This window comes from Mesorhizobium sp. WSM4906 (assembly GCF_029674625.1).
Taxonomy (GTDB): domain Bacteria; phylum Pseudomonadota; class Alphaproteobacteria; order Rhizobiales; family Rhizobiaceae; genus Mesorhizobium.
The window spans coordinates 5,432,241-5,457,409 of record NZ_CP121355.1; the positions used below are offsets into that span (position 1 = coordinate 5,432,241).

Sequence of the window (25,169 nt, forward strand, 5' to 3'; positions counted from 1 at the left end):
GATGAAAACCGCTCACGAATCGTTTGCTGGCTCTTCTTATTTCCGCCACAGGCGCTAGCTTTGCGTGACATTTCGATGACAGAAGCGTGACGCGTGTGGAAGACGCGAAGCGCGAACGCAAGAAGCGCGGCAAGGGCCGGGGGAAGCGACGTGGCAAGGATCAGAAAAGGCGCGGCCAAGCCCGTGCCGCAATTCTTGGAAGACGATCCGTCCACCGGCTACCTGCCGGGGCGGAGATGGCCGATCGTCCGCTACGGTCTCGCGACGCTGCTTGCCTCCGCGCTCCTGGTGTTCGCCATCGAATGGATCGTGCGCGGCGACTTCTTCGGCACGGTAGGCTTCTTCCTGCAGCCCTTCAAGCCGGGATGGACCACCATCGTCGTCTTCGCGCTGGTGCTGGTAGGGCTCGATGCCGTACTCGGCCGCAGCCATCAGAGCCTGATGATCGTCGCGCCGCTGACGCTGGCGCTGGCCTTCGTCGGCCATCAGAAATCGCATTATCTCGGCGACCCGCTCTATCCGACCGATTTCCTCTATGCCCGCCAGATCATGGCGCTGATGCCGCTCCTGGTGCGCGAGCGCCCCTGGACGGCCGCGCTGCTCGGCGTGGCGATCATCGGCAGCCTGGCGCTGCTCGTCTATGGCTGGCGGCACTGGCGCCGGCGCGTGCCGATCCTTAGCCGAAAGGGACGGCTGGCGCGGCTGACGCTGGCCGTGCCGCTGCTCGCCTTCTTCGTCTCGATCATGGATTACGCCACCTTCTCGTGGACGCGCGACAGGCTGCAGATCATCCCGATCATGTGGGACCAGAAGGAGAATTATGCCTCGAACGGTTTTGCGCTCGCCTTCGCGATGAACGTTCCGATGGCGCATGTCTCGGCGCCGCCCGGCTATTCCGAGAAGACGATGGACGCGATCGCGCGCCCCGGCGTCGCCGCCACGGTGCCGGACGAGAAGCCCGACATCATCGTGGTGATGAGCGAATCCTTCTGGGATGCGACCGAGCTTCCCGGCGTCCGCATCAAGCCCGATCCGATCCCGACCGTGCGCGCGCTGCGCTCCGGCTCGATGTTCTCGCCGGAATTCGGCGGCATGACCGCCAATATCGAGTTCGAAGCGCTGACCGGCTTCTCCAACGCCTTCCTGCCGGCGGGCTCGATCCCCTACCAGCAATATGTGCGCACGCCGACGCCGTCGCTGGCGACCTTCCTGCGAAGCGAGGGCTACCGGGCGCGCGCCATCCATCCAGGCACCAACTGGTTCTGGAACCGGGGCGCCGTCTATGCCGATTTCGGCTTCAGCGACTTCCGCTCGGAGGAGACGCTGCCGCCGATGGAAAAACGCGGACCGCTGGCTTCCGACGCGGCGATGACCGACGAGATCATCCGCGAGGCCGACACCAGCGAGGACCCGGTGTTCCTGTTCGCGGTCAGCCTGCAGAACCACGGGCCCTATGAGCCGTACCGCTATTACAATCCGACCCATGCGGTCGACGCGCCGATCAGCAGCTGGGCGCGGGAATCGCTGCTTTCCTACGCAGAAGGCTCGGCCGATGCCGATCGCGGCCTGCAGCGCCTGATCGACTGGGCGAAGAAGCGCGAGCGGCCGACCATCATCGCCTTCTTCGGCGACCATCTGCCGCCGCTCGGCCCCGTCTATGTCGAGACAGGCTTCCTCAAGGACAATGTCGCGCCGCGCAAGGAGCCGACGCCCGAGGCCGCGCTCGACCATCACGACACGCCGCTGATCATTTGGTCGAACCGCTCCGGTCCGATCGAAAACCTGGGCGCGGTGAGCCCGGCCTTCCTGCCTTACCATATCCTCACCACGGCCGGGATCACCCATCCCTACTACACCGGCTTCCTCGGCGCGCTGCGCGAGCGCTACCGGGTCGTCGACCGCAACCTTCTGCTGTCGCCCTCCGGCGAAGCGACGCCCGACTGGGCGAGGCAGAAGAAGGTCGATCCGGCGATCAACGATTTCCGGCTGATCCAGTACGACATGATGTTCGGCAAGCGCCATACCGCGCCCGACTTCTTCCCGGAGACCGTGGTCCCGCTCATCGCGCATATGAGCTGAGCCGGTCACCAATCCGCGAACGCCGGAGATTTCCGACCCTGCGGCATTCGTGGAATCGCCGATCCTGTCTGCCGCGCTTGCCTTCCTGGCGAATTGCTGTATAGACGCCGGCAATCTGCCGGTCCTTGCTGGGGGCTGAACGGAGGGCCGTGGCTTTTCAAAGGCCACGTCATGAAGCCATAAGCGCTTTTGGCCTCCCGTGTCTCCGCTCTCGACCGTCTCGCGATGCTCCTTTCTTCCCCGCTCTTCGAAGACGGGTCAGACAAGTTGCAGAGGCTTAGCCGCGAGGGCCGGTGAGAGAAACGAAGAAAGGCAGTAAAACATAATGGCTCTTTACGAACATGTGTTTCTTGCCCGGCAGGACCTGTCGCAGCAGCAGGTCGATGCGCTTGTCGAACAGTACAAGGGCGTCATCACCGCCAATGGCGGATCGGTCGGCCGGATCGAGAACTGGGGGCTGAAGTCCCTCACCTACCGGGTCAAGAAGAACCGGAAGGCTTACTACACGCTGATGGACATCACCTGCCCGCCGGCCGCGCTCAACGAAATGGAGCGGCAGATGGGCCTGTCGGAAGACGTGCTGCGCTTCCTCACCATCAAGGTCGAGGCGCATGAGGAAGGTCCCTCGGCGATGATGCAGAAGCGCGAAGAGCGCTCCGAGCGCGGCGGCTTCGGCGACCGCGACCGTGGCGACCGTCCGTCGCGCGGCTTCGGCGACCGTGATCGCGGCGATCGCGGCCCGCGCAGCTTCGATGGCGAGCGCGGTCCGCGCCGTCCGCGCGAAGCCGTTGAAGGAGGTGCAGAATAATGGTCGACATCAACCAGATCCCGACCCGGCGCCCGTTCCATCGCCGCCGCAAGACCTGCCCGTTCTCCGGCGCCAACGCCCCGAAGATCGACTACAAGGACGTGCGCCTGCTGCAGCGCTACATTTCCGAGCGCGGCAAGATCGTGCCGTCGCGCATCACCGCCGTCAGCCAGAAGAAGCAGCGCGAGCTCGCCAAGGCGATCAAGCGCGCCCGCTTCCTCGGCCTGCTGCCCTACGTGGTTCGCTAAGCTGGAAGTATTGATGCGGGCGGCTTGCCGCCCGCATCGACCCCACGGCGACGGGCGCCGCAGAGGGTAGGTTCAAAATCCCGAGTTGAGGCCATAACCTCTAACTGCCTGACAGGCAGGACAGCGACACCGGCGACGACGCCCTTTGCTTCCTGACCTGTTCCACAAGAATCCGACGTCATCCCGGATGACGCCAAACCGAAGGAACGAAACCATGGAAGTCATTCTCCTCGAGCGCATTTCCCGCCTCGGCCAGATGGGCGACACCGTCAAGGTCAGAGACGGATTCGCCCGCAACTTCCTGCTGCCGCAGGGCAAGGCGCTGCGCGCCAACGAAGCCAACAAGAAGAAGTTCGAGGGCCAGCGCGCCCAGCTCGAAGCCCGCAACCTCGAGCGCAAGTCGGAGGCCAGCCAGGTCGCCGAGAAGCTCGACGGCAAGAGCTTCATCGTCGTGCGCTCGGCCGGCGAGACCGGCCAGCTCTACGGCTCGGTGTCGACCCGCGACATCGCCGAACTCTTGACCGCCGAGGGCTTCTCCGTCAGCCGCAACCAGATCGAGCTCAACCAGCCGATCAAGACCATCGGCCTCTCCAATGTGGCGATCGCGCTGCACCCGGAAGTCGAGGTCACCGTGACGCTCAACGTCGCCCGCTCGGCCGAAGAGGCGGAGCGCCAGGCCAAGGGCGAGACGCTGACGACGGCCGAAGCCATCTATGGCGAGGACATCAACGACAACGCCCGGCCGGAGAACTTCTTCGACCCGAACGCCGAGTTCGAAGGCGGTGAAGACAACGCCTGATCGATAGGACCCGACCTACGAGCCGACAGGGCCGGAGCGTCGCTCCGGCTCGCAGGCCTCCAGAATTCTGGACTAATGCCCGGGCATGCGACCCGGGCATTTTTATGCCAAATGGAACTTTTCGAACCCCCATATCTTGAGGCAGACTACAGCGTCGCGCGTCCTTTGGACGCAGCAATGACGCCGTAGTACCTGTGACCTTCGCTCAGGCCCTTCCCGAAACCGACGCCGTTTTCGGGCCATGCGCGGAAGTCGGCCTGACCCTGAGGGACATTTGGTCATGAATATTCTACTGAAGCGCATTCTCGACCGCCTGGTGCGCACGGGCAATCTCAAGGTCACCGGGCCGAAGGGCTCGACAGTCACTTTCGGCGATGGCAGCGGCGAACCCGTGCACATGCACATCAAGACCACGCATGCCGAGCGCGCCATCAGCTTCGATCCGATGCTGGCCGTACCCGAGGCCTATATGGACGGCGAGCTCGACATCCTCGAGGGTGGGGTGCTGGGCATGATGCGCATCGCTTTCCAGAACATGGGCAGCGGCGGCATCGACGCCACGTGGTCGAAGGCGATCGAGGGTCTGCGCCACGCGTTCCGTCGCCTGCAGCAGATCAACACCGCCTCGCGCTCGCGCCGCAACGTGCAGCGCCACTACGACCTTTCCGGCGAGCTCTACAAGCTCTTCCTCGACGAGGACATGCAATATTCCTGCGCCTATTTCGAACAGCCCGACGTGACGCTGGACGAAGCGCAGGTCGCCAAGAAGCGCCACATCGCCGCCAAGCTGAGGCTTAAGCCCGGCCAGACGGTGCTCGACATCGGCTCGGGCTGGGGCGGTCTCGGACTTTATCTCGCCAAGACTTTCGACGTCGACGTGCAGGGTGTGACGCTGTCCACCGAGCAGCATGGCGTCGCCACCGACCGCGCGCATGCGCTGGGGCTGCAGGACCGGGTGCATTTCGACCTCAAGGACTATCGCGCGCTCAACGAACGTTTCGACCGCATCGTCTCGGTCGGCATGTTCGAACATGTCGGCGTCAACCATTACCGCACCTTCTTCGACAAGTCGGCGACGCTCTTGAAGCCCGACGGCGTGATGCTGCTCCACACCATCGGCCGTTCCGGCGTGCCGTGGGCGACCAGCGCCTTCATCCGCAAATACATCTTCCCGGGCGGCTACATCCCGGCACTTTCCGAGGTGATGCCGGCAATCGAGAAGTCGGGTTTGGTGGTCACCGACGTCGAGATGCTCAGGCTGCACTATGCCGAGACGCTGAAGCACTGGGGCATGCGCTTTGCCGCCAACCGCGACAAGGCCAAGGCGATCTACGACGAGCGCTTCTGCCGCATGTGGGAGTTCTACCTCGCCGCCTCGGAAGCCGCCTTCCGCTGGCAGGATCTGGTCATCTTCCAGATCCAACTCGCCAAGAAGAACGACACGCTGCCGATGACGCGCGACTACATGGCCAAATGCGAGAAGGCGCTGGAGCTGCGCGACATGGGCCACCAGGAGCCGGCGCCTGCCGCCGCCAGGAAGCCGACCCGCCGCAAGAAGGTCGAGTAGCCGCGCATTGCCGCTTGCCATCGCGGCATGACGCCACGAAAAAGGTCTCGTTCGCGAGGCCTTTTTCATGACCTATCTGATCTACATCGCAGCGGCGCTTGCCGAGATCGGCGGCTGCTTTTCGTTCTGGGCCTGGTGGCGGCTGGAAAAATCGCCGCTCTGGCTGGCGCCGGGTTTGGTATCGCTCGCGCTGTTCGGCTTCCTTTTGGCGCTGGTCGACACGAACGCCGCCGGGCGCGCCTATGCAGCCTATGGCGGCATCTACATCGCCGCCTCGCTTGCCTGGCTCTGGCTGGTCGAAGGCGTGAGGCCCGACCGCTGGGACCTTGGCGGCGCAGCACTTTGCATCGTCGGCGCCTCGGTCATCCTGCTCGCGCCCAGAGCATGATGCCGAAAAGTGTGAAGCGGTTTTCGGACGACATCATGCTCTATCTCTTTGATTCTAAGGGAGCCTGAGATGGAACTGCCCGCTCCACTCCGGCAAGGCGTCGACAGCCTGCTCGAGAAGGTGCCGCTGCCGGCGCTGAAACAGGCCGCAAGAACGCTTTCGGAACGCTATCGCGCCGAGCTGCGCGACGGCCGCCTGCACATGGGCGAAGACATGGCGGTGAAGGCCTATCTGGCGACCAGGCTGCCCGCCACCTACGCCGCCGTCCGCGCCAGCCTCGCCGCGCTGACCGATGCCCGCCCCGATTTCCAGCCGAAAAGCCTGCTTGATGTCGGCGCCGGGCCTGGCACGATGCTTTGGGCCACCGCCGACGCCTGGCCTGAGCTCGAACGGGCCGTTCTGGTCGAGGCGAGCGCCGCGGTGCGCAAGATCGGGCAATCGCTCGCGGCTGGCACGATTGCTGTCCGCGCGAACTGGGTCGCTGGCGACGCCACCATCGATCTCGACGGTTTCGAGCCCGCCGACCTCGTCAGCGCGGCCTATCTCCTGGACGAGATCGCGCCGGCCTCGCTGCCGAAGCTCGTCGACCGGCTCTGGCGATTGACCTCCGACACGCTGCTGATCGTCGAGCCAGGCACGCCGGCCGGCTGGCAGCGCATCCTCGCCGTGCGGACGCAGCTCATCGCAGCCGGCGCGCATGTCTCGGCGCCTTGCCCGCACGAGGCGCCCTGCCCGCTCGTACCGCCCGACTGGTGCCATTTTGCGCGCCGCGTCGCCCGCTCGCGCCTGCATCGGCTGACCAAGGAGGCCGACGTGCCGTGGGAGGACGAGAAGTTCATCTACCTCGCCGCCTCGCGGCAGCCGGCGCCGACGCGCGCGGCGCGGGTGATCGCGCCGCCGAAGATCGGGTCCGGCAAGGTCGTGCTCAAACTCTGCCAGGCCGACGGCAGCGCCGGCGAGCAGCTGTTCAGCAAACGCGACGGCGATGTGTTCAAAGCGGCGCGGCGGGCGGACTGGGGCGATAGGCTGGGCTGAGGGCACGTAAGGCCGGCGACATCGTGAGAGGTAACGGCGTCGATGCCTTGATAGAATCGCTACTTTGGCCATTAGCGCGAAGCGCCCGAACTTCGTCATCCACGGGCGGAGCGGGAGCGAAGCGGACGCGCAGACCTGAGGATCCATTCCGTGACGTAGCGCAAAGAATGAAGGCGGCGCAGAACAGGGCCGTTCTGGACCGCTGCAACGCTCATAGTTAACGGAATGGATCCTCGGGTCTGCGCGCGTCGCTTCGCTCCTTGCTCCGCCCGTGGATGACGAAGCTCCGACGTTTCGGCTCATCCCCAACGCCCGTGCCGCTCTGCCCAAGCGGGCATGAACGGGTCGGCCCTGAGCGTCCCCATCGGCAATCAGCCGTCGAAATTGTTCTTGCTTCGTTCCATGCCTGCCCGTAAGAATCGTCCCTTGCCGAGTCAAATGGAATCGGGCCACCGGAATACTGTCCTGTGGATGGTTTGCCGATCCTGTGAACATTGGGCATCAAGCTGGTTGAGCCGAAGAGTGTTGCAGAAAGGTCAGCACCGAATCTTCCCGTTCTGATATCGAGGAAGCGGGATCGGAATCGGGGACATCATGGCAGAAGCAGCGCGCAAAATAGGCGTCGCGGAGCAGCCGCTCTATCGCGAGGCACCGAACAACATCGAGGCCGAGCAGGCGCTGCTCGGCGCCATCCTCGTCAACAACGACGCTTTTTACCGGGTTTCGGATTTCCTCAAGCCGGCGCATTTCTATGAGCCGCTGCACCGCCGCATCTTCGAGGTCGCGGCCGAGCTGATCCGCATGGGCAAGATCGCGACGCCGATCACGCTGAAGACCTTCCTGCCGGCGGAAGAGAAGGTCGGCGACATGACGGTGGCGCAATATGTCGTGCGGCTGGCCGTCGAGGCCGTCACCGTCGTCAACGCCACCGATTACGGCCGCGCCATCTACGATCTCGCCACGCGCCGCGCGCTGATCACCGTCGGCGAGGACATGGTCAACATCGCCTATGACGCGCCGGTCGACATGTCGCCCTCCGACCAGATCGAGGACGCCGAGCGGCGCCTGTTCGAGCTGGCAGAGACCGGCCGCTACGACGGCGGCTTCGAAAGCTTCAACGATGCGGTCAAGACCGCCGTCGACATGGCCAACGCCGCCTATATGCGCGACGGCCACTTGTCGGGCATCGCCACGGGGCTGCGCGACCTCGACCGCCGCATGGGCGGCCTGCAGCCTTCCGACCTGATCGTGCTCGCGGGGCGCCCCGGCATGGGCAAGACCTCCTTGGCCACGAACATCGCCTTCAACATCGCCGAGGCTTATCAACCAGCCCAGCAGGCCGACGGCACGTTCAAGGCGGCCAACGGTGGTGTCGTCGGCTTCTTCTCGCTGGAAATGTCGTCGGAACAGCTCGCCACCCGCATCATCTCCGAGCAGACCGAAATCTCGTCATCGAAGATCCGCCGCGGCGAGATCACCGAGATGGACTTCGAGAAGCTGGTCGCCTGCTCGCAGACGATGCAGAAGATCCCGCTGTTCATCGACCAGACCGGCGGCATCTCGATCGCCCAGCTCTCCGCCCGCGCGCGGCGGCTGAAGCGCCAGCGCGGCCTCGACCTCATCGTCATCGACTATATCCAGCTGATGCAGGGCTCGAGCGCCCGCGCCTCGCAGAACCGCGTGCAGGAAATCACCGAGATCACCACGGGCTTGAAGGCTTTGGCCAAGGAGCTCGGCGTGCCGATCATCGCGCTGTCGCAGCTGTCGCGTCAGGTCGAAAGCCGCGACGACAAGCGGCCGCAGCTCTCGGACCTGCGCGAATCGGGCTCGATCGAGCAGGACGCCGACGTGGTGCTGTTCGTCTATCGCGAGGAATACTACCTCAAGAACCGCGAGCCGAAGCTCGGCACCGACGAATACATCAAGTGGGAAAACGAGATGAACGAGGCGCGCGGCAAGGCCGAGGTCATCGTGGCCAAGCAGCGCCACGGACCGACCGGCTCGGTCAGCCTCGCATTCCACGGCGAGTTCACTCGGTTTTCCGATCTGGCCGAGGAGCATCATCTGCCGGAAAGGTTTGAGTAGGCGTGTTCGTGACCGCACCGCAAATGGCGGATGATCGCGCTCTACGGCGCCCCCCTCTGTCCTGCCGGACATCTCCCCCACTTGGGGGGAGATTGGCTCTCGCTCGCGCCGGCATTCTTTTCTGCAGCGCTGAAAATTGGCAAAAGCCGTCGCGCAATCCGATCTCCCCCCTTGAGGGGGAGATGTCCGGCAGGACAGAGGGGGGCGCGAAGGATCGCGGCGCTCGCCAACTGGCGGGAAGGTAACAGCGTGGCCAAACCCCGCGTCCAGTTCATCTGCCAGAATTGCGGTTCGGTGCATCAGCGCTGGGCCGGCAAATGCGATGCCTGCGGCGAGTGGAACACGCTCGTCGAGGAAGGCACGGCCGGCGGCATCGGCTCGGGGCCGGCCAATACCCGCAACGCCCGCAAGGGCCGCGCCGTGGTGCTGACCAGCCTCGCCGGCGACATCGAGGACGCGCCGCGCATCGTCTCGGGCATCGGCGAGCTCGACCGCGCCACCGGCGGCGGCTTCGTGCGCGGCTCGGCGCTTCTGGTCGGCGGCGATCCCGGCATCGGCAAGTCGACGCTGCTGACGCAGGCGGCCGCGGCGCTCGCCTCCAAAGGCCACCGCATCGTCTATGTCTCGGGCGAGGAAGCGGTCGCGCAGATCAGGCTGAGAGCCCAGCGCCTCGGCGTCGCCTCGACGCCGGTCGAGCTCGCCGCCGAAACCAATGTCGAGGACATCCTCGCGACGATAGCCGACGGCAAGCGGCCGGACCTCGTCATCCTCGATTCCATCCAGACGCTGTGGACAGACCTTGCCGATTCGGCGCCGGGCACCGTCACCCAGGTGCGGGCGGCCGCTCAAGCCATGATCCGCTATGCGAAATCCACAGGGGCCGCGATCGTGCTCGTCGGCCATGTCACCAAGGAAGGCCAGATCGCCGGCCCTCGCGTCGTCGAGCACATGGTCGACGGCGTGCTCTATTTCGAGGGCGAAGGCAATCATCACTTCCGCATCCTGCGCACGGTGAAGAACCGCTTCGGGCCGACCGACGAGATCGGCGTCTTCGAGATGTCGGACAAGGGCCTGCGCGAAGTCTCCAATCCATCCGAGCTGTTCCTCGGCGAGCGTCACGCGAAATCGCCGGGTGCGGCGGTTTTCGCGGGAATGGAGGGCACGCGGCCCGTGCTGGTCGAGATCCAGGCGCTGGTGGCGCCCTCCTCACTCGGCACGCCGCGCCGCGCCGTCGTCGGCTGGGACGGCGCGCGGCTCTCGATGGTGCTGGCGGTGCTGGAAGCGCATTGCGGCGTCCGTTTCGGCCAGCATGATGTCTATCTCAACGTCGCCGGCGGCTATCGTATCTCGGAGCCGGCGGCCGATCTCGCGGTCGCCGCAGCACTTGTTTCCTCGCTCACCGGTCTTGCCCTTCCCGCCGATTGCGTCTATTTCGGCGAAATCAGCCTGTCGGGCGCGGTAAGGCCGGTTGCGCATGCGCAGCAGCGCCTTAAAGAGGCCGAAAAGCTGGGTTTCGGAAGCGCGGTGCTGCCTCTCGGCAGCGAGGAAGTCGTTGGCGGTAATGGGGCCGGGGGAATCGCGGCCGGCGCTTTCCAGCCCACCGAGCTTTCCGACCTCGTGGCGCGCATAGCCGGCTCACGACGCAGCCGCGCCGACGAAGGGGAGTGATGCGGCTCATGATGTGGGGCGAAAGACATGCCGATTACGCTGCTTGACGGAATTCTCGTCGGCTTCACGCTGGTCTCGGCAATGCTTGCCATGGTGCGCGGCTTTTCCCGCGAGGTGCTGTCGGTGGTGTCCTGGGCAGCGGCGGCGGCGGCCGCCTTCTTCTTCTACAAGCCGGTCCTGCCCTACGTTCAGCCCTATGTCGACAACGACAAGATTGCGATGGCCGCATCCGCCGGCATCGTCTTCGTCATCGCGCTGATCGTCGTTTCGGTGATCACGATGAAAATCGCCGACTGGATCATCGATTCGCGCATCGGCGCGCTCGACCGCACGCTCGGCTTTCTCTACGGCGCCGCGCGTGGCATCCTGGTCGTCGCGGTGGCGCTTTTGTTCTTCAACTGGCTGGCCGGCGCCAAGGCGCCCGCCTGGGTCGCCAACGCCAAGTCGCGGCCACTGCTCGAGACGATCGGCGCCAAGCTCGAAAGCGTGCTGCCCGAGAACACCGAGGAACTCGTCAACAAATACACGCATAAGGGCACGCCTCAGGCGGGGGCGCCGGCGACCAACGACCAGCCGGCAGCAGAACCGCCGGCCGCCGGCGACGACAACGCGCCGGCACCCGACGACAGCGAAGGCGAGGCGCCGGCCGACAACGAGCCGGCTCCGGCGCCTGCCCCGGCTCCCGCTCCGGCCCCGGCGCCGGCAAACTGAAATTCGGGCCAGCGCTGGCCCGAGGCATTTTATGAATGCGGCATCGCGTGCGTTGCGTTCGACGGGCGATCGCCTTATATGGCGGTTTTAGCGGAGCTTGAGCCCCCAATGGCAGACTCAACGGCAGATGCAGGCAAAGTCCTTTCCGCCGAGGCCGACGATCATTTCCACGACGAGTGCGGCGTGTTCGGCATTTTCGGCCGGCAGGATGCCGCGGCCATCGTCACACTCGGGCTTCATGCCCTGCAGCATCGCGGCCAGGAAGCGGCCGGCATCGTCTCCTATGACGGCACCCAGTTCCACGTCGAGCGCCATGTCGGCCTGATCGGCGACACCTTCACCAAGCAGCGCGTCATCGACAGCCTGCAGGGCAACCGCGCCATCGGCCACACGCGCTACGCCACCACCGGCGGCGCCGGCATACGCAACATCCAGCCCTTCTTCGCCGAACTCGCCGAAGGCGGCCTTGCCGTTGCCCATAACGGCAACCTCACCAATGCGCTGACCGTGCAGCGCGCGCTGCAAAAGCAGGGCTCGATCTTCTCCTCGACCTCCGACACTGAAACGCTTTTGCACCTGGTCGCGACCAGCAAGGAGCGCGATTTGAATTCGCGCTTCATCGATGCGGTGCGCCAGGTCGAGGGCGCCTTCTCGCTGGTGGCGATGACGGCCAAGAAGATGATCGGCTGCCGCGACCCGCTGGGCATCCGGCCGCTGGTGCTCGGCGACCTCGACGGCGCCTGGATCCTCGCTTCCGAGACCTGCGCGCTCGATATCATCGGCGCCCGCTTCGTGCGCGACATCAAGCCCGGCGAAATGGTGGTCGTCACCTCCAAGGGCATCGAGAGCCTGTTCCCGTTCGAGCCGCAGAAGACCCGCTTCTGCATTTTCGAATATGTCTATTTCGCGCGGCCGGATTCCACCGTCGAAGGCCGCAATGTCTACGAGGTGCGCAAGCGCATCGGCGCGGAACTCGCGCAGGAAAACCCCGTCGAGGCAGACATCGTGGTTCCGGTGCCGGATTCCGGCACGCCGGCCGCGATCGGCTTCAGCCAGGCCGCGGGCATTCCCTTCGAGCTCGGCATCATCCGCAACCACTATGTCGGCCGCACCTTCATCCAGCCGGGCGATTCCATCCGCCATATGGGCGTCAAGCTCAAGCACAACGCCAACCGCCGCATGATCGAGGGCAAGCGCGTGGTGCTGGTCGATGATTCCATCGTGCGCGGCACCACCAGCCAGAAGATCGTGCAGATGGTGCGCGACGCCGGCGCCAGGGAAGTGCATATGCGCATCGCCTCGCCGCCGACCAGCGCTTCCTGCTTCTATGGCGTCGACACGCCGGAGAAATCGAAGCTCTTGGCGTCGCGCATGTCGGTCGAGGAGATGGCCGAGTTCATCCGCGTCGATTCCCTCGGCTTCCTGTCGATCGACGGGCTCTACCGCGCCGTCGGCGAAGCGCACCGCGACAGCGACCAGCCGCAATTCTGCGACGCCTGCTTCACCGGCCAATATCCGACCCGCCTGCTCGACTTCGAAGGCCACGACAATGTGCGCACGCTGTCGCTGCTGGCGTCGAGCGGGGCTTAAGGTTGCCGGACTGACATTTGTCCTCGCCAAGTTACCCCCCTCTGTCCTGCCGGACATCTCCCCCTCAAGGGGGGAGATCGGCTGTCGCCGCCCCTTTCACCTATCGCGACGGGTGTAGGACGAGCGCCGGGCCCGATGCTGGTCAATCTCCCGCCTTGAGGGGGAGATACCCGGCAGGGCCGAGGGGGGTGTTTCGCGCCTGCCTTACGGAAACTTTTGCATGACCCTCGACCTTTCCGGCCGCGTGGCGGTCGTCACCGGCGCCTCGCGCGGCATCGGCTATTTCATTGCCAGGGAACTGGCAGCCGCCGGCGCGCATGTGATCGCGGTTGCCCGCACAGTGGGCGGCCTGGAAGAGCTCGACGATGCGATCAAGGCCGATGGCCGCGGACAGGCGACGCTGGTGCCGCTCGACCTTACCGACATGGCCGGCATCGACCGGCTGGGCGGCGCGATCCATGAGCGCTGGGGCAAGCTCGACATTTTGGTGGCCAACGCCGCCATCCTCGGCGTCATCTCGCCGATCGGCCATGTCGAGGCAAAGACCTTCGAGAAGGTGATGACCATCAACGTCACCGCGACCTGGCGCCTGATCCGTTCGGTCGACCCGCTGCTCAGGCTTTCCGACGCCGGCCGCGCCATCATCATGTCCGCCTCCTCCGCCCATTCGGCGCGCGCCTTCTGGGCCCCCTACGCGGCTTCAAAGGCCGCGGTCGAGACGATGATGCGCTCCTGGGCGCACGAGACCGAAAGCCTGCCGCTCCGTATCAATGCCGCCGATCCGGGCGCCACCCGTACGGCGATGCGCGCGCAGGCCATGCCCGGCGAAGATCCCGAAACGCTGCCGCATCCCTCCGAGATCGCCAAGCGCATCGTGCCGCTGGCAAGCCCGACGCTGAAGGAAACCGGGCTGATCTTCCAGGCCAGGCACAATCGGTTCGTCGCCTACCGGCAGCCGGAATAGACCTCGAGCCCAAGAACGCGTCGCGGTCGACGAGCCGCTTGGGCGAAGCCCTCTTCACGGGTCTGTGAACGCGGCGGCGGAAGCGTGTTCCGCCGCCCTGCTTTCGCCATCCGAGGGGAGTTGCTAGGATCGAGGCGACTCCCACATCCAGCAAAGAGGAATTTCCATGGCTGCCACTCCCAGCGTAGCGTTGGTCTGGTATCTGGTGATCGCCGGCCCGCAAGGCGGCATGGTGGTGCTGCCCAGCACCTTCGACACCCGCGAACAGTGCACCAACGCGATTGCCGAATATCAGAAGCAGCCGACACCGCAGGGCTGGGCCGTGCAATGCGTGCCGAGCGCTTCGCCCTTCTCCGACGAGGGGGATGCCGAAGAGCCCTCCGCGCAGTAGCGCGAGCATTAATCTCACCCCTCGAGGGGGAGATGGCCACGAAGCGGCCAGAGGGGGGCGCGAAGGAACGCCGACCTTTCCTTTCGTCATCCTAGGGCGGAGCAAGGAGCGAAGCGATGCGCGCAGACCCTAGGATCCATGCCGTGACGCTAAGGCGTTGCAAGGCTTACAGAATTCTGCACTGCTGCACTCTACGTTGACCGTCACGGCATGGATCCTCGGGTCAAGCCCCATAGGCGCTAACTTAGGCTTGACGGTGATCGTGGTGAGTGATTCACCGTGGCTATGAGCGATTCGCTGCAAGCGTTGGATTGGGACGAGCTGGTCGGACGATTGGGCTCGGCGGAAGAGTTGGAGACCAGCGCGCGGGAGGCTGGGGCGCTGCTGCGCAAACGGCAGGTGGCTAGCGCTGCTGACCTGCTGCGGCTGTGTTTTGCCTATGTGCTGGGTCGCTTCTCGCTTCGGATGCTGGCTGGTTGGGCCGAGCAGCGGGGAGTGGCGTCGATGTCCGACGTGGCGATGCTGAAGCGTCTGAAGGCCAGTGCTGATTGGGTGGGCGGCCTGGTTTCGGAATTGCTTGCCGAGCGCTGCCCCGAAGCCTTCGCCGGCTTGTACGGAGGCCTGCGGATGATGGCGGTGGACGCCACGGTAGTTGCGCCGCCTGGTCCCAAGCGGGTCTATTGGATGGTGCACACGGTGTTTGATCTTGCAACGCTGAAGCTCTGTTCGGTGGAGGTCACGGATCGCCATGAAGCCGAGCGGCTGTCGCGCGGCGCCAGGGCCGGAGAGCTTCGGATCGCCGACCGTGCCCACGCCAAGGCCGACGATCTGGCTCGGGTAATCGAGGCAGGGGCTGATTTTCTGGTTCGTGCCCCTTCAAACTATCCACGCCTGCTGGATGGCCAAGGCCGGCTATTGGATCGCTTGGCGCTGTGCCGTGAAGCGGGCAAGAAGGGCGTGCTCGATCTTTCGGTGGGCGTCCAGGACGGCAAGTCCAGGGTCGCGATACCCGCTCGGGTGGTGATCCTGCCCATGCCGCCCGAGGCGGCTGAGAAGGCCAGACGAGCGGCGCGCCGTTTGGCGGCCAAGGCGAGATACAAACCCAGCCAGGCCGGCATCGAGATGGCCGGCTATCTGGTGCTGTTGACATCGCTGCCGCCGGATGACTGGCCGCCTGAGCGGCTCGCCTCGACCTATCGTCTGCGATGGCAGATCGAGCTGGCGTTCAAACGCATGAAGTCGCTGGTGGGTCTGGAAGATCTCCGCGCAAAGGATCCCGACCTGGCTCGCCTGTGGATCAACACCGCTCTGCTGGCCGCCCTGCTGGCCGAAGATGACCTGCCGGCCCTCGATCCCGAGGCGCCGGACTCTCTCCCCCTGGCCGCCTGAACCGATCCGCCCTGCCGATCTGGCGTCTCGTGGCCTTGGCAATCTCCAACATCTCGATGGCTGTATTACTGGGGCCTACCAGGTTGATCTCCCTCGACATGCTGCTCCACCGCTTGCGCGAACCACCCCGACGACGACGCGCCATCGCACATCGATTGCTAAGTTAGCGCCTATGGGGTCAAGCCCGAGGATGACGAAGCGATGGGGCGCCTCAGAACCAAATGCCGAAACGCCAGCGGGACAGCGCCCCCTCTGCCTGCCGGGCATCTCCCCCACTTGGGAGGAGATCAGCAGCGTCAATGTCGTGCGTCAACGCCGTGCGCTCACCGACAGCACAGGCTTGCTGTTGATCGTCTGGAACACCACGCAGTAGCGCTCGGTGAGCTTCAAGAGCGACTCGATGCGCTCCTGCGGCTCGTCGGTATCGAGGTGGAATTTCAGCCGGATCTCGCGAAAGCCGACCGGCGCGTCGCGGGCGACGCCCAGCGTGCCGCGAAAATCGAGGTCGCCCTCGGCCTCGACAGTGGCGTTGCCGAGCTTGAACTCCAGCGCCGTCGCCACCGCCTTCAGCGTCACGCCGGCGCAGGCGACCAGCGCTTCGAGCAGCATGTCGCCGGAGCAGAGCTCCAGGCCCGACCCACCGGTGGCCGGATGAAGACCGGCAACCGCAAGCGCCCTGCCCGTCTCCACCTTGCAGGCGATCGACTGGTCGTCGAGGCTGCCTCGCGCCCTGAGCGTGATCAGCGCCCTGGCGGCATCTTCGCGATAGGCCTCCTTCAGCGGCGCCTGCATGGCCTTGAGTGCGGTCGCGTCCATCTTCCTGTCCTTTCAATGGTCTTTTGTTGGTTGATAGCATTGTCCGAGGGTGCATGGGCAAATCTTGGTATGCTGTCGGCAAAGGAACGAGGCGCTGGCGATCCGAGTCACCATTCGGCACGCCGCCGTCGGATCGGACGAAACTCGAACGTCCTTCGGCCGTTGTCAGACAGGAAGGAGATCCATGATGGCCAAGGTGACCTCGCATCTGTGGTTCGAAAAGGACGCGCGGCAAGCGGTGGAGTTCTATGTCTCCACCATTCCCAATTCGGCGATCGGCCGCATGACGGACGTGGCGGCCGACAATCCGAGCGGCCCCGCCGGCAGCGTCAAGATCATCGAATTCGTGCTCGACGACCAGAATTTCATCGCGCTCGAAGCCGGTCCGCTCGATCCGTTCAACCATTCCTTCTCGATCCTCGTCGAACTGGAGAGCCAGGCCGAGATCGACCGGATCTGGGACGCCTTTCTCGATGACGGCGGCAAGCCCGAGCAATGCGGCTGGCTGAAAGACCGCTGGGGCCTGTCGTGGCAGATCGTGCCGAAAATCCTCGGCGACATGGCCGCGCATCCCGACCGCGAGCGCGCCAAACGCGCCACCGAGGCGATGCTCGGGATGGTGAAGATCGATGTCGCGGCGCTGGAGAGGGCGTTTGGGGAGCCGGACTTCGCCGGCCAAAGTTAACGTCGTCAAATAGCCAAAAGGCTGGCGGGATAGCGCCTCCCGTCCTCCGCAGCAGCTGCGGAGAGTGCACCGGACATCTCCCCACTTGGGGGGAGATCAGCTGTCATGCCCGCTTTCGCCAATCTCCGGCGCCTCGGGAGTGAACGTGGCGCGAAAGCTGCCGGCAATCCCCTTTGACTTCGCCCGCTCCGGCCATACCTTTGCGGAGGTCGTTCGCGCGGAGGTCTCATGCGGTCCAAGTTGAAGCTCGTCTCCCTCGTCCTCCTCGCGCTCACAGCCTTCGCGCAGCCGGTCGCCGCCCAAACACCTGAACGGCCGGCGCCGGCCGGCGGCGTGCTGTCGCTTCTGCCGCCGCCGCAGGTGACCGAACATTCGCTCACCCTTGGCGGGCGCAAGCTCGATTACCAGGCCAAGGCCGGCACGCTGTCGCTGCTGTCCGGCAAGGGCGAGGTCACCGCCGAGATTTTCTATGTCGCCTACACGCAGCAATCGCCCGCCCCGGCGAAGGAGCGGCCGATCACATTCGTCTTCAACGGCGGGCCTGGCGCGGCTTCGGCCTATCTGCATCTCGGCGCGCTCGGCCCGCGCGTCCTCGCGACCGCCCCCGACGGCGAATTCCTGCCGCCGCCGCAAAAGCTGATCGACAATCCGGACAGCTGGCTCGACATGAGCGATCTCGTCTTCGTCGATCCGGTCGGCACCGGCTACAGCCGCGAGGCGCCGGGCCAGGACACCAAAGCGTTCTGGGGCGTCGACCAGGACGCCAGCTCAGTCGGCGCCTTCATTCGGCTCTATCTCGGGCAAAACGGCCGCACCGCTTCGCCGCTCTTCCTCGCCGGCGAGAGCTATGGCGGCTTTCGCGCAGCGCTGCTTGCCAGGACGCTGCAGGAGGATGTCGGCTTGAGCCCGAGCGGCATCGTGCTGATCTCGCCGGCCCTGGAGTTCATGCTGGTGCGGCCGGACCAGTTCGACCAGCTGCATTGGGCGCTGGAACTGCCTTCGCTTGCGGCGACCCGGCTGCGCGCCGACGGCGTCAGCGGCGAGGCGTTGCGCGACAGGCTGGCGGAGGTCGAGCACTACGCGCTTGGCGACTATCTGACGGCGCTCACCAGTGGGCTGGAGCAAGGCGGAAAGCTCGCCAGCGGGCGCGTGGCGGAGATCACCGGCCTGCCGCTCGACCTTGTGCAGCGCAATTTCGCCCGCGTCCCGACCGGCCTCTTCGCCCGCGAGTTCCAACGCGCCAAGGGCAAGGTGCTCAGCCCTTACGATGCCATGGTCGCGACCAGCGACATCGCGCCGGAAAGCGCCCACATCGCCGGCCCCGATCCGGTGCTCGACCGCAGCGTGCCGGTGCTGACCTCGGCCTTCGTCGCCTATGCGCGCGACGAACTGAACTACCGCACCGACGTCAGCTACCGGCTGCTCAACGGCGAAGTCAGCCGCAACTGGGACTACGGCAATTCGGGGCAAGGCTATGCCGGGGTGATGAACGACCTGCAGCGGGCGCGCTCGCTCAACCCTTCGCTCGGGGTCGTCATCGTCAACGGCTATACCGACCTCGTCACGCCCTATCTCGCCACGCGCTACCTGGTGAACCAGATCCCTTCGCTCACCGACGCAAAGCCGATCCGCCTCGACGTCGTCGAGGGCGGCCACATGATGTATTTCAGGCCGGATGGAAGGCGCGCGCTGAAGGAGGCCGCCTCGGAGCTCTACCAGGCGACGCAGTGAGAGACTGTTTGGAAATTCTACTCCGGCGGCCATCTGATGTCGTTTGCGCTTCCGTTGCTCACGGACCAAATGTCCGCTGCGCTACGGTTCTCGAAAACACCACCATATGACTCGCGCGAGCGAATTTCGAAACAGTCTCTGAGCGCCTGACCAGTCTACCCTGCGGACCCTGCCCCAACGCTAGCGCTCTGCTGGAGCAGCGCGGCATTTGCTTTCGCCCGTATAGCTGGCGCAGCGGTCCGTTGGGGCGGAGCCGCCTTCGTGCAAGCAACCGATACACATGGTCGATGTCGTCGTCCTCGAAAGCCGCGAAAGGGTGCTGGCCGGCATCCTGATCACTGCCGGCGCCTATTTCCTGTTTTCGGCGCAGGACGCCTCGATCAAGCTGCTCGTCGCCGGCATGACGGTGTGGCAGATCATGTTCTTCCGCTCGATCACCATCCTTGCCGCCTGCGGCGCGATCGGCGGGCGGAAGCTGTTCGCCGACACCGCAAGCTCGCCCATCGTGCGGCCGATGCTGGTGCGCAGCGCTTTCACGCTCGCCGCCTGGCTTTGCTACTACGACGCCGCGCGCTCGCTGCAGCTCGCCGAGCTCACCACCATCTATTACGCCGCGCCGATCATCGTCACCGTTTTGTCGGTGGTGATCCTGGGCGAGACCGTGCCGCTGCTGCGCTGGGTCGCGGTGTTCATCGGCTTCGCCGGCGTCTTCGTCGCCTGCGACCCGACGCGTCTCGGCCTGTCGATGCCGGTGATGCTGGTGCTGGCGGCGGCCGTCTTGTGGGGCATTGCCGTGGTGCTCCTGCGCAAGACGGCGATGCAGGAGCGCACCATGATCCAGCTGGTGCTCAACAATTTCTACTTCCTGCTGTTTTCGGCGGTGCCGGCGCTGATCTGGTGGCGCATGCCCGACGGGCTGCAGCTCGTGCTTCTCGCCAGCGTCGGCGCGCTCGGCGGCGTCGCGCAATACTTGCTCTTCGAGGGCATGAAGCGGGCACCGGTGTCGATCGTGGCGCCTTTCGAGTACACCTCGCTGGTCTGGGCCTTCGCGCTGGGTTTCGCCATCTGGGGCGACGTGCCGCGCGCGCAAGTGTTCATGGGCGCGGCCTTGATCATCGGCGCCGGGCTGGTGATCGTCGTCAACGAGCATTTCCGCAAACGCATTTAGGGCTCATGACAGAAAGCTGTCAGCAGCAACGAAATAGTCTGGTGCCATGACGGATACGCTCGACATGCCGGAAAAGCTCGCCGAGGGCGGCATCGCAGATACTGCCGCCGAGCGTACGCTCGGCATCGCGCTGGTCTCGGCGTCGGCCGTCGCCTTCGCGCTCACCGGCGTGCTGACCAAGTCGATCCACGCCGATCCGCTGACCATCACCTGCTGGCGCGGTTTCTTCGGCTCGATCCTGATCACCCTTTATGTGCTGTGGCGGCGGCGCCGCTCGGGCGGGCGCGAGAGTCTGCGGCTCGGCTGGCGCGGCTGGCTGCTGGCGGTCGAAGGCGCCGCGGCAAGCATCGCCTTCATCTCGGCCTTCAAGTTCACCTATGTCGCCAACGTGGCGGTCATCTATGCGACCTCGCCCTTCATCGCGGCACTGCTTTCTTTCCTGCTGGTGCGGGAAAAATTCCGGCTGCAGACGATGCTGGCGGCGGCCGTGTCGCTCTGCGGCGTCGCCATCATGGTGGGCGGCGGCCTCGGCAGCGGCCATCTGTTCGGCGACGGGCTGGCGCTTTTGATGACCACCGGCAGCGCGCTTTACATGATCATGGTGCGCGCCTTCCGCGATACGCCCGTCGTCTGGGCCGGCGCGGTGTCCGCCTTCCTGCTCTTCGTGCTCGGCTGGTTCGTCACCGATCCGCTTGCCGTGTCGACCCGCGACGTGGTGCTGCTCGCCACCTTCGGCTGCTCCTTCGCGTTGGCCTCGATCCTGTGGACGGAAGGCTCGCGGCTCATCCCCGCCGCCGAAGCCGGCCTGCTCGGCTCGGCGGAGGTACCCTTCGCCATCCTCTTCGCCTTGCTGTTCCTCGGCGAAATCCCGCCGATCGCCAGCATCATCGGCGGCGCCATCGTGCTTTGCGCTATCTTCGCGCATGCCGGGCGCGACTGGATGAAGGCGAAATCGGCGCGTTCCTAAAAATTATTTTCGCGGTCACGGAACCATCATCAGACTCAGGCATTGTTAGATCGACGGGTCACCCCCCAAGTCCCCCCAAACCCCTCGACCCGTCCGACTAGAAGCCGACCCGCAAAAAGGTCGGCTTTTTCTTTGGAAAGCGCAAGCGCCTTCAGGCCGGCAATGCCAGGCCGCCGGCGAGAAGCTCGGCCAGATCGCGCGCCGGCCGGTCGGCCTCCCGGCCGAGCCGGATGGCGAAGCTGGCGACCGGCACCGGCGGCAGGCCGAGCTCGCGCGGCGCCTCGACGATGCCAGAATGGGCAAAGCGCTGTGTGCGCAGGGTCAGCGCGACGCCGGCATTGACCGCGGTGCGCAGGCCGGCAAGGCTGGCGCTGCCGGCGGCGATGCGATAGCGCCGGTGGGCGGCGTCGAGCGTATTGAGCGCGGCCTCCCTGAAGCCGCAATACGGGTCGAGCAGCGCCAGCGGCACCGCCTCCTGCCGCGTCGCCAAGCCTTTTTCCGAGCAGAGCCACAGCATCGGCTCGCTGATCAACGCAACTTCATCCGGCGATGGGGCATGGCGCATGGTGATCCCGAGGTCGAGCTGGCCTGCCTGCAACGCCGACCCGAGCTCCAGGGAGCGGCCGACGCGCAGCTCGATCCTGACCCGCGGGTGGCTGGCGGCAAAGGCCCTGAGCAGCTCCGGCAAGCCGTGATCGGCAAAGTCCTGCGTCGTGCCGATGGCGATGCGGCCGCCGGCTCGCGCCCCTTTCAGCGCCAGCCAGGCCTCGGTGTGGACGGCAAGGATACGCCGCGCATGGCCGACAAGGTCTTCGCCGGCCGGCGTCAGGCCGCGCCCCCTGCCCTGCACGACGAGCAGCGGCTCGCCGACGATTTCTTCCAGTCGCTGCATCTGCGCCGTCACCGCGGACGGCGAACGGCCGACAGCGGACGCCGCCCTGGCCAGCGAGCCGCCATCGACGAAGGCGAGGAAGGTTTTGAGCAGATCGGGATCGAGCGTTTCCATACTTCGATATTACCGAAGTATATATCCAAAACAATTCGATTTTGTTGATACGTAGATAGTGGCATGGTCCTTCCATCGAATGCGCGACGCCAAAATCCGAAGGAGAGAAAAATGCCGATCATCAATGTCAGCGTCACCGGCAAGCCGGACGCAAAGCTTTCCGCCGCAATCGCGAAGGACATCACCGGGATTACGGCCACGCATCTGCGCAAGGACCCGACCATCACTGCGGTCGCGGTGAACTACATCGATCCGCAGCACTGGTTCGCCGGCGGCAGGTCGCTGGCCGAGCATGGGGCCAACAGCTTCTGGCTCGACATAAAAGTGGTAGACGGCACCAACACCAAGCTGGAGCTCGAAGCCTATCTCAAGGCGGTCTTCGACGCCTTCGGCCGCCTGCTCGGCGGCGTGCATGAGGAAAGCTACGCGCTGGTGCACGAGGTGCCGGCGGCGGGCTACGGCTTCGGCGGCAAGAGCCAAGAGTTCCGGTTCATCAGCGCGAGGCTGAAGGCGGCGTAGCGCCGGCGCTCCCCTTCTCCCCCTGTGGGAGAAGGTGGCCGAGCGAAGCTCGGTCGGATGAGGGGTGTTGGACGGAGTGAGACGTCGCAAGTTTAAATACCTAAAAGCATTGAACTTTCCGACGCCTCATTCCTTCCAAGACCCCTCATCCGTCTCGGCGCTGCGCGCCGATCCACCTTCTCCCACAAGGGGAGAAGGGGACGCCGCGCCACCTCCACATTGACCTTCCCCCCACTTCCGCTACCCTCTGTCGTCGAAGCGGTCGCCAAGAGCCGCGCCCTGGAGGACGTTGGGAGAGAGCGGCATGATCCTGACATTGGCGCTGCTTGCCGGCCTTGTCTTCGCCTGGCTTTTGATCGGCGTGATCGAGACGTTCCGGCTCGACCTGCGCTTCACCCAGGCGCTGCTCTACGTGCCGTTCAAGCTTGCTTATCGCATTGCCGACGATCGCATCCGCATCGCCCGCAATGCGCGGACGCCGGTCATCTATGTCGTCTCGCACCAGTCACGGATCGAGCCGGCGCTGATGCTGTCGCTGCTTCCGGACGACGCGCTGCACATTCTGGACGATGCCTCGGCGCGCTCGCCATGGCTGGAGCCGTGGCGCGAGCTTGGCCGCACCATCGCCTTCAACGCCGAGCATGTCTTCGTCAGCCGCCGGCTGGTGCGCGTGCTCAAAGGCAAGGGCCGGCTTGCCGTCTATCTGCCAGACACGGTCGAGCCCGACACCAAGTCGTTCCGGCTGTTCCGCGCCATCACCCGCATCGCCATGCAGGCGGACGCCCGCATCGTGCCGATCTTCGTCGCCGGTTCGCGCGATCTGCCTGTGTCGCTGACGCCGAAGGACAAGGCGCCGCGCCACTGGTTCCCGCGCCTGTCGCTCAGCGTGCTGGAACCGATGACCATCGCCGAGCTGGTGGCCCGCAATCCCGACATGGCCTCCAACACCAACGCGCTGTTCGACCGTTTCGCCGAAGCGCGGCTCTACGGCACCAATCTCGACCGCGGCTTGTTCCTCGGCATGCGCGATGCGGCGGATCGCGTCGGCGCTTCGCATCCGATCATCGAGGACGTCATCTCGGGCGCGCTCAGCTATCGCAAGATGTTCATCGGCGCGCGTGTGCTCGGCCGCCGCTTCGAGGCGGTGACGGCGCCCGGCGAGGCGGTCGGCCTGCTCTTGCCCAACGCCAATGGCGTTGTGCTGTCCTTCGTCGGTTTGGTATCGGCAGCCAGAGTCGCCGCGATGATCAACTACACCGCCGGCCCGGCGAGCGTGACGGCGGCGATCCGCACCGCGGTGATCCGTACCGTGGTCTCGTCACGCGCGTTCATCGAAAAGGCCGGCATCGACGACATCATCGCCGCCGCAGAGGCGGGCGGCGCGAAGATGCTCTGGCTCGAGGACGTGCGCGAAAGCGTGACGACATTGGACAAGGTCGCGGCGGCGCTGTTCTGGCGCGTCCCGCTGCAGCGGCAGCAGGCGTCGAAACCGGCCGTGATCCTGTTCACCTCGGGCTCGGAAGGCACGCCGAAGGCGGTGGTGCTGTCGCACCGCAATCTTTACGCCAACGCCATGCAGGCCGAGGCGCGCGTCACGATCTCGCCGTCCGACATCCTGCTCAACGTGCTGCCGGTGTTCCACTCCTTCGGGCTGACCGGCGGCACGATCCTGCCGCTGGTGACCGGGGTGAAGCTGTTCCTCTATCCCTCGCCGCTGCACTACAAGATCATTCCGGAGATCGCGCGCAAGGTGAAGCCGACCGTCATGTTCGGCACCGACACTTTCCTTGCCAACTATGCCCGCACCGCCAAGGACGGCGACTTCTCCAGCCTGCGCTTCGTGGTGGCCGGCGCCGAGGCGGTGAAGCCGGAGACGAGGCGCGTCTACCGCGACCGCTTCCAGGCTTCGATCATCGAAGGCTTCGGGCTGACCGAGGCGGCGCCTGTTGTGGCGGTGAACACCGCTATACACAATCGCGACGGCACGGTCGGGCGGCTGCTGCCGGCGATCCGCATGAAGCTCGAGCCGGTCGAGGGCATCAGCGACGCCGGCCGGCTGTGGCTCGACGGGCCGAACATGATGATGGGTTACATGACCGCCGACCGCCCCGGCGAATTACAACCACTCGAAGGCTGGCACGACACCGGCGACATCGTCTCGGTCGACCGCGACGGCTTCATCACCATTCGCGGGCGGGCAAAGCGCTTCGCCAAGATCGCCGGCGAGATGGTGTCGCTGGGCGCCGTCGAGATGCTGGTGCAGTCGCTGTGGCCTGAGGAGCGCCACGCGGCGGTGGCGGTGCCCGACAAGCGGCGCGGCGAACGCATCGTGCTGGTCACCACGGCCGATGACGCCAGCGCGGAGGAGCTGCGTCAGTTCGGCAAGAAGGCGGGCGCGGCGGAGCTGATGGTGCCGAACGACATCATCAAGGTGGAAGAAATCCCGGTGCTGGGTTCCGGCAAGACGGATTATGTTTCGGCGCGCAAGCTGGCGATCGACCGGCTGGGGTTGGGTGTGGCGGCGTAGGTTGGTTCGTCATCCTAAGGCGAAGCAA

General features: G+C 65.4%; 22 protein-coding genes. 20 read left to right on the forward strand and 2 right to left on the reverse strand.

Annotated elements, in window-relative coordinates; translation table 11 throughout:
- Positions 1 to 150: 150 nt before the first annotated feature.
- The 14 genes from QAZ22_RS26400 to QAZ22_RS26465 all read left to right on the forward strand — a co-directional run bounded on the left by QAZ22_RS26400 (position 151) and on the right by QAZ22_RS26465 (position 15,722).
- Positions 151 to 2,079 carry an LTA synthase family protein gene (locus QAZ22_RS26400; RefSeq protein ID WP_278203659.1) on the forward strand — a complete coding sequence of 643 codons (1,929 nt, stop codon included), beginning with the start codon at positions 151 to 153 and terminating at the stop codon, positions 2,077 to 2,079.
- A 325-nt stretch (positions 2,080 to 2,404) separates the two neighbouring features.
- Positions 2,405 to 2,887 (forward strand): 30S ribosomal protein S6, encoded by a 483-nt coding sequence (gene rpsF, locus QAZ22_RS26405; RefSeq protein WP_278203661.1) that lies wholly within the window; start codon positions 2,405 to 2,407, stop codon positions 2,885 to 2,887.
- Entirely contained in the window at positions 2,887 to 3,135 is a 249-nt protein-coding gene (rpsR, locus tag QAZ22_RS26410; protein ID WP_006203718.1) for a 30S ribosomal protein S18, read from the forward strand. The genes rpsF and rpsR overlap by 1 nt, the downstream gene beginning before the upstream one ends.
- Before the next feature lie 214 nt (positions 3,136 to 3,349).
- Positions 3,350 to 3,934, forward strand: a complete 585-nt coding sequence (gene rplI, locus QAZ22_RS26415) for a 50S ribosomal protein L9 (RefSeq protein ID WP_278076438.1) — start codon at positions 3,350 to 3,352, stop codon at positions 3,932 to 3,934.
- A 280-nt stretch (positions 3,935 to 4,214) separates the two neighbouring features.
- Positions 4,215 to 5,501: a cyclopropane-fatty-acyl-phospholipid synthase family protein gene (locus tag QAZ22_RS26420; RefSeq protein ID WP_278203663.1), complete on the forward strand. Its 1,287-nt coding sequence runs from the start codon at positions 4,215 to 4,217 to the stop codon at positions 5,499 to 5,501.
- A 67-nt stretch (positions 5,502 to 5,568) separates the two neighbouring features.
- Positions 5,569 to 5,889, forward strand: a complete 321-nt coding sequence (locus tag QAZ22_RS26425; RefSeq protein WP_278203665.1) for a YnfA family protein — start codon at positions 5,569 to 5,571, stop codon at positions 5,887 to 5,889.
- A 69-nt stretch (positions 5,890 to 5,958) separates the two neighbouring features.
- Entirely contained in the window at positions 5,959 to 6,924 is a 966-nt protein-coding gene (locus tag QAZ22_RS26430; protein WP_278203666.1) for a small ribosomal subunit Rsm22 family protein, read from the forward strand.
- Positions 6,925 to 7,518: 594 nt separating this feature from the next.
- Positions 7,519 to 9,009, forward strand: coding sequence for a replicative DNA helicase (locus tag QAZ22_RS26435; RefSeq protein WP_278203668.1), 1,491 nt, complete (start codon positions 7,519 to 7,521; stop codon positions 9,007 to 9,009).
- Between the two features lie 249 nt (positions 9,010 to 9,258).
- Positions 9,259 to 10,677, forward strand: coding sequence for a DNA repair protein RadA (radA, locus tag QAZ22_RS26440; RefSeq protein ID WP_278203670.1), 1,419 nt, complete (start codon positions 9,259 to 9,261; stop codon positions 10,675 to 10,677).
- A 27-nt stretch (positions 10,678 to 10,704) separates the two neighbouring features.
- Positions 10,705 to 11,388: a CvpA family protein gene (locus tag QAZ22_RS26445; protein ID WP_278203671.1), complete on the forward strand. Its 684-nt coding sequence runs from the start codon at positions 10,705 to 10,707 to the stop codon at positions 11,386 to 11,388.
- A 108-nt stretch (positions 11,389 to 11,496) separates the two neighbouring features.
- Positions 11,497 to 12,978 carry an amidophosphoribosyltransferase gene (gene purF / locus QAZ22_RS26450; RefSeq protein WP_278203673.1) on the forward strand — a complete coding sequence of 494 codons (1,482 nt, stop codon included), beginning with the start codon at positions 11,497 to 11,499 and terminating at the stop codon, positions 12,976 to 12,978.
- 220 nt (positions 12,979 to 13,198) lie between these two features.
- Positions 13,199 to 13,942: an SDR family NAD(P)-dependent oxidoreductase gene (locus QAZ22_RS26455; protein WP_278203674.1), complete on the forward strand. Its 744-nt coding sequence runs from the start codon at positions 13,199 to 13,201 to the stop codon at positions 13,940 to 13,942.
- A gap of 166 nt (positions 13,943 to 14,108) precedes the next feature.
- The gene (locus QAZ22_RS26460; RefSeq protein ID WP_278203676.1) at positions 14,109 to 14,333 is read left to right on the forward strand and encodes a hypothetical protein; all 225 of its coding nucleotides are present in this window, start codon (positions 14,109 to 14,111) and stop codon (positions 14,331 to 14,333) included.
- Between the two features lie 285 nt (positions 14,334 to 14,618).
- A complete protein-coding gene (locus tag QAZ22_RS26465) occupies positions 14,619 to 15,722 on the forward strand; it encodes an IS4 family transposase (RefSeq protein ID WP_278203250.1) in 1,104 nt (367 codons plus the stop codon).
- 309 nt (positions 15,723 to 16,031) lie between these two features.
- Here QAZ22_RS26465 and QAZ22_RS26470 read toward each other — a convergent pair whose 3' ends face one another.
- A complete protein-coding gene (locus QAZ22_RS26470) occupies positions 16,032 to 16,538 on the reverse strand; it encodes an OsmC family protein (RefSeq protein ID WP_278203678.1) in 507 nt (168 codons plus the stop codon).
- 187 nt (positions 16,539 to 16,725) lie between these two features.
- Here QAZ22_RS26470 and QAZ22_RS26475 point away from each other — a divergent pair, with 187 nt between their 5' ends.
- The 4 genes from QAZ22_RS26475 to QAZ22_RS26490 all read left to right on the forward strand — a co-directional run bounded on the left by QAZ22_RS26475 (position 16,726) and on the right by QAZ22_RS26490 (position 21,089).
- A complete protein-coding gene (locus tag QAZ22_RS26475) occupies positions 16,726 to 17,223 on the forward strand; it encodes a VOC family protein (protein WP_278207948.1) in 498 nt (165 codons plus the stop codon).
- Positions 17,224 to 17,451: 228 nt separating this feature from the next.
- Positions 17,452 to 18,954 (forward strand): peptidase S10, encoded by a 1,503-nt coding sequence (locus QAZ22_RS26480; protein WP_278203679.1) that lies wholly within the window; start codon positions 17,452 to 17,454, stop codon positions 18,952 to 18,954.
- A gap of 280 nt (positions 18,955 to 19,234) precedes the next feature.
- Positions 19,235 to 20,122, forward strand: coding sequence for a DMT family transporter (locus tag QAZ22_RS26485; protein WP_278203681.1), 888 nt, complete (start codon positions 19,235 to 19,237; stop codon positions 20,120 to 20,122).
- A gap of 64 nt (positions 20,123 to 20,186) precedes the next feature.
- Positions 20,187 to 21,089, forward strand: a complete 903-nt coding sequence (locus QAZ22_RS26490) for a DMT family transporter (protein ID WP_278207949.1) — start codon at positions 20,187 to 20,189, stop codon at positions 21,087 to 21,089.
- Positions 21,090 to 21,240: 151 nt separating this feature from the next.
- Here the strand turns inward: QAZ22_RS26490 and QAZ22_RS26495 are convergent, their stop codons facing one another.
- Positions 21,241 to 22,095: a LysR substrate-binding domain-containing protein gene (locus tag QAZ22_RS26495; RefSeq protein ID WP_278203683.1), complete on the reverse strand. Its 855-nt coding sequence runs from the start codon at positions 22,093 to 22,095 to the stop codon at positions 21,241 to 21,243.
- Between the two features lie 111 nt (positions 22,096 to 22,206).
- On the opposite strand from QAZ22_RS26495, the gene QAZ22_RS26500 reads away from it, so the two are divergent.
- Both QAZ22_RS26500 and QAZ22_RS26505 read left to right on the forward strand, forming a co-directional pair.
- Positions 22,207 to 22,614 (forward strand): 4-oxalocrotonate tautomerase family protein, encoded by a 408-nt coding sequence (locus QAZ22_RS26500; RefSeq protein ID WP_278203685.1) that lies wholly within the window; start codon positions 22,207 to 22,209, stop codon positions 22,612 to 22,614.
- Positions 22,615 to 22,918: 304 nt separating this feature from the next.
- Positions 22,919 to 25,141, forward strand: a complete 2,223-nt coding sequence (locus tag QAZ22_RS26505) for an AMP-binding protein (protein WP_278203687.1) — start codon at positions 22,919 to 22,921, stop codon at positions 25,139 to 25,141.
- Positions 25,142 to 25,169 lie beyond the last annotated feature (28 nt).